The organism is uncultured Methylovirgula sp. (genome assembly GCF_947646745.1).
Taxonomy (GTDB): domain Bacteria; phylum Pseudomonadota; class Alphaproteobacteria; order Rhizobiales; family Beijerinckiaceae; genus Methylovirgula.
In genome coordinates this window covers 1-4,855 of record NZ_CANSHK010000076.1, presented here as the reverse complement: position 1 = coordinate 4,855, position 4,855 = coordinate 1, and the positions used below count along the sequence as shown (strand labels likewise).

The 4,855-nt window shown below is 62.3% G+C and carries 4 protein-coding genes; all 4 read right to left on the bottom strand.

The window, feature by feature from the left end:
- Window positions 1-202, bottom strand: a 202-nt coding sequence (locus tag Q0025_RS14780; RefSeq protein WP_297300455.1) for a GTP-binding protein, incomplete at its 3' end; no start/stop codon positions are given.
- A gap of 30 nt (window positions 203-232) precedes the next feature.
- Window positions 233-703 (bottom strand): 30S ribosomal protein S7, encoded by a 471-nt coding sequence (rpsG, locus tag Q0025_RS14775; protein ID WP_297300454.1) that lies wholly within the window; start codon window positions 701-703, stop codon window positions 233-235.
- 97 nt (window positions 704-800) lie between these two features.
- Window positions 801-1,172: a 30S ribosomal protein S12 gene (gene rpsL / locus Q0025_RS14770; protein ID WP_297300453.1), complete on the bottom strand. Its 372-nt coding sequence runs from the start codon at window positions 1,170-1,172 to the stop codon at window positions 801-803.
- 420 nt (window positions 1,173-1,592) lie between these two features.
- Window positions 1,593-4,855, bottom strand: a 3,263-nt coding sequence (locus Q0025_RS14765) for a DNA-directed RNA polymerase subunit beta' (RefSeq protein WP_297300451.1), incomplete at its 5' end; no start/stop codon positions are given.

Genomic DNA, 4,855 nt, shown 5'->3' with positions numbered 1-4,855 from the left:
TCGCGGCCGACGTGATCGTGATGCCGCGCTCCTGCTCCTGCTCCATCCAGTCCATGGTCGCGGCGCCCTCATGGACTTCGCCGATCTTATGTGACTTGCCGGAATAGAAGAGGATGCGCTCGGTCGTCGTGGTCTTACCCGCGTCGATATGCGCCATGATACCGAAGTTTCGGTAGTCTTGGATTTTATGGCTGCGGGGCATCGGACGGATTCCTTCAGGGTCTCGGAAAAATCACCAGCGATAATGCGAAAAGGCGCGGTTCGCCTCCGCCATCCGGTGCGTGTCTTCCCGCTTCTTTACGGCATTGCCGCGATTGTTGGCCGCATCGATGAGCTCGGCCGAAAGCCGGTCGACCATCGTCTTGTCGTTGCGGCCGCGCGCGGCGGTGATAATCCAGCGGATGGCAAGCGCCTGACGGCGCTCCGGCCGAACCTCGACCGGCACCTGATAGGTGGCGCCGCCGACACGGCGCGAGCGGACCTCGATCGCCGGCGCGACATTCTCCAGCGCCTGCCGGAAGACCGGCAGCGGCTCGGTGCGCAGCTTGCCTTCGATGGCATCGAACGCCCCATAGACGATCGATTCGGCGATCGACTTCTTGCCGTCGTACATGATCGAATTCATGAACTTGGCCAGAATGACATCGCCGAACTTGGCGTCCGGAATGACTTCCCGTTTTTCGGCGCGATGACGTCGCGACATTGCTTCACTCTCTTTGCGTCGGCCGCCAGAAGCGGCCATCCGTTAAAGCCATTTAACCAAGCCGGGCCCCTGCCCGGGCAAACTCAATCCGATCCGATTACTTCGGCCGCTTGGCGCCATATTTCGAACGGCGCTGTTTGCGATTCTTGACGCCCTGGGTGTCGAGCACGCCGCGCAGGATGTGGTAGCGCACGCCCGGCAAGTCCTTGACGCGGCCGCCGCGGATCATGACGACCGAGTGTTCCTGCAGGTTATGGCCCTCGCCCGGGATATAACCGATGACCTCGAAACCGTTGGTGAGCCGCACCTTGGCGACCTTGCGCAGGGCCGAGTTCGGCTTCTTCGGCGTCGTCGTATAGACGCGGGTGCAGACGCCGCGCTTCTGCGGGCAGGCCTGCAGATGGCGCGCCTTCTCACGATAGACCTTTTCCTGCCGCGGCTTGCGGATCAACTGACTGATCGTCGGCATATTCGCCCTTCAAATCCCAACAGCGCGCCGCGCGAGCGGCAAATTAAACCCTTGTTTCAGCACATGATCCCGTCCGGACGGCCGGCCTGAACCAAGCTTGCGCGCAAACAAATCAGCGCCTTCGGCCCTATTGGGCTTCCGGCGCTGGAACATCGCAGAGGACCGCGGCAGAGCCCCGGTCTTGCCTCCAAGAGGTCTGCGAGAGCTCGCCGACCCGATGTGACTTGTCAGTCGCTGAAACCGACAGCGTTTAGGCCCACTGGGTTCCGGGCGCGACGCCCTGAACAAAAGAACCTACGACCTGTCGAAAGTGCGCGGAACTTAATGATACGCCCGAGACGCGTCAACCCCTTTCCGAGGGGATTTTCGCGTCTTGAACGGCGCCGCCTTTCCAAAACCGGAGAAAGGCGGCGCCGCAGTTTACTTCGCCGCGGTTTCCGCCGGCGGCAGGGCCAGCGGCGCCTCGGTCGCCTTCTGAGCAAGGATGAGATCGTCGCGGGTCGTCGCGATCCGGCGCAGTTTCGCCATGGCCGCGCCGGTGCCGGCCGGGATAAGCCGGCCGACAATAACGTTCTCCTTCAAGCCCTCGAGCGTATCGGTCTTGCCGTTGACGGCCGCCTCGGTCAGCACCCGCGTCGTCTCCTGGAAGGAGGCGGCGGAGATGAACGAACGCGTCTGCAGCGAGGCCTTGGTGATGCCAAGCAGGACGGGCGTGCCCGTCGCCGGCTTCTTGCCTTCGGCCAGCATCTGCTCGTTCGCCTCGTCCATCTCGAGCTGGTCGACCTGCTCGCCGGATAGGAAATCGGTATCGCCTGGATCGACGATATCGACCTTCTGCAACATCTGCCGGACAATCACTTCGATGTGCTTGTCGTTGATGTTGACGCCCTGCAGCCGGTAGACCTCCTGAATCTCGTTGACGAGATAAGCGGCGAGTTCCTCGACGCCCTTGATGGCCAGGATGTCGTGCGGCGCCGGATTGCCGTCGACGATGTAATCGCCCTTCTCCACGATGTCGCCATCCTGGAGATGGATGTGCTTGCCCTTCGGGATCAGATATTCGATCGGCTCCGCGCCTTCTTCGTGAGGGATGATCGAAATTCGCGTCTTGTTCTTATAGTCGCGGCCGAACTGCACCGTGCCCGAGGCTTCGGCGATGATCGCGTGGTCCTTCGGCCGGCGCGCCTCGAAGAGCTCGGCAACGCGCGGCAGACCGCCGGTGATGTCGCGGGTCTTGGCCGATTCCATCGAGATGCGGGCGACAATGTCGCCGGCCTTGATCTTGGCGCCGGGATCGACGTTCAAGATCGCGTCCACCGGCAGGGTGTAGCGCGCATCGCCGCCGCGCGGCAGCTTGAGGATTTTGCCGTCCGCGCCTTTCAGCACGATCGCCGGCTTCAGCGTCGCGGAACGCTGATTGAGCCGCCAATCGACCACCATGCGCTTGGCAATGCCCGTCGATTCGTCGACCGTCTCCGACATCGAGGCGCCCTCGACGAGGTCCTCGAAGCCGACGCTGCCGTCGACCTCGGTCAGGATCGGACGCGTATAGGGATCCCATTCGGCGATCCGCTGGCCGCGCTTGATCTTGTCGCCGTCATCGACCTTGAGCCGCGCGCCATATTGGACGCGCTGCACCGCCCGCTCGACCCCGTCCGGCCCTTCGATGACCACGGCGACATTGCGCGCCATGACCATCAAATCGCCTTCCGAGTTCCGCGCCACATGGCGATTGCGGATCTTCACCGTTCCGTCGAAGTTCGACTCGATGAAAGATTGGTCCGCAATCTGCGCCGCGCCGCCGATATGGAACGTGCGCATGGTGAGCTGCGTGCCGGGCTCGCCGATCGACTGCGCCGCGATGACGCCGACGGCCTCGCCCATGTTGACGGGCGTGCCGCGCGCAAGATCGCGCCCATAGCAGGTGGCGCAGACGCCGTTCTTTGCCTCGCAGACGAGGACGGAACGGATCTTCACCTCCTGAATGCCGGCGGCATTGATCTTGTCCATGTGCCATTCTTCGATCATCGTCCCGGCCGGAACGATGATCTCGCCGTCGAGGGTTTTCAGGTCCTCCGCAGCGGTGCGGCCCAGGATGCGCGAGGCGAGCGTCGCAACGATCTGGCCGGCATCGATGATCGCACGCATGCGGATGCCGCGCGTCGAGCCGCAATCCAGCATGGTGATGATCGAATCCTGCGCCACGTCGACGAGACGCCGCGTCAGATAGCCGGAGTTCGCCGTCTTCAACGCCGTATCCGCGAGGCCCTTGCGGGCGCCGTGGGTCGAGTTGAAGTATTCAAGAACGGTCAAGCCTTCCTTGAAGTTCGAGATGATCGGGCTTTCGATGATCTCGCCCGAAGGCTTGGCCATCAGCCCGCGCATCGCGGCAAGCTGCTTCATCTGCGTCGGCGAACCGCGCGCACCCGAATGCGACATCATGTAGATCGAGTTGATCGGCTTGTCGCGGCCGTGATCGTCCTTCTGCACGGCCGAGATGCGCGCCATCATCTCCTCGGCGAGCTTGTCGGAACATTTCGCCCAGGCATCGACGACTTTATTGTACTTCTCACCTTGGGTGATGAGGCCGTCGTTGTACTGTTGCTCGTATTCCTTGGCGAGCGCCGAGGTCTGCTCGATGATCTTTTTCTTCGTCTCCGGCACGACCATGTCGTCCTTGCCGAACGAAATGCCGGCTTTGAACGCTTCGCGGAAGCCGAGCGCCATGATCTTGTCGCAGAAGATGACCGTCTCCTTTTGCCCGCAATTGCGGTAGACGACGTCGATCATGTTGGAGATCTCTTTCTTCGTCATCAGCTTGTTGACGACGTCGAAGGGAATCTTCCTGTGGTCCGGCACAAGCTGGCCGAGCAACATCCGGCCCGGCGTCGTGTCGTAGACCTTCGACACGCGATTGCCGTGCTCGTCAAAGGTCCAGGCGCGGCCCTTGATCTTGGTATGCAGCGTCACCGCCTTTGCGTTCAGCGCGTGCTCGAGTTCGCCCATGTCGGCGAAGGCCATGCCCTGCCCCGGCTCGCCGTCGCGCATCAGCGTCGAATAATAGAGGCCGAGAACAATGTCCTGGCTCGGCACGATGATCGGCTGACCATTGGCCGGATGCAGGATGTTGTTCGTCGACATCATCAGCACGCGCGCCTCAAGCTGGGCTTCGAGCGACAGCGGCACGTGCACGGCCATCTGGTCGCCGTCGAAGTCGGCGTTGAACGCCGCGCAGACGAGCGGATGCAGCTGGATCGCCTTGCCCTCGATGAGCTTCGGCTCGAAGGCTTGGATGCCGAGCCTGTGCAGCGTCGGGGCACGGTTCAGCATCACCGGGTGTTCGCGGATGACCTCGTCGAGGATATCCCAAACCTCCGGCTTTTCCTTCTCGACGAGCTTCTTTGCCTGCTTCACCGTCGCGGAGAAACCCTTCGCGTCGAGGCGCGAATAGATGAACGGCTTGAAGAGTTCGAGCGCCATCTTCTTCGGCAGGCCGCATTGATGCAGCTTGAGTTCCGGGCCGACGACGATGACCGAACGGCCGGAATAATCGACGCGCTTGCCAAGCAAGTTCTGGCGGAACCGGCCCTGCTTGCCCTTGAGCATATCGGCAAGCGACTTCAGCGGCCGCTTGTTGGCGCCGGTGATGACGCGGCCGCGGCGGCCGTTGTCGAACAGCGCAT

Excerpts from the sequence above, each read along its gene's own strand:
- rpsG (WP_297300454.1), bottom strand. The coding sequence starts at position 703 with ATGTCGCGACGTCATCGCGCCGAAAAACGGGAAGTCATTCCGGACGCC.
- rpsL (WP_297300453.1), bottom strand. The coding sequence starts at position 1,172 with ATGCCGACGATCAGTCAGTTGATCCGCAAGCCGCGGCAGGAAAAGGTC.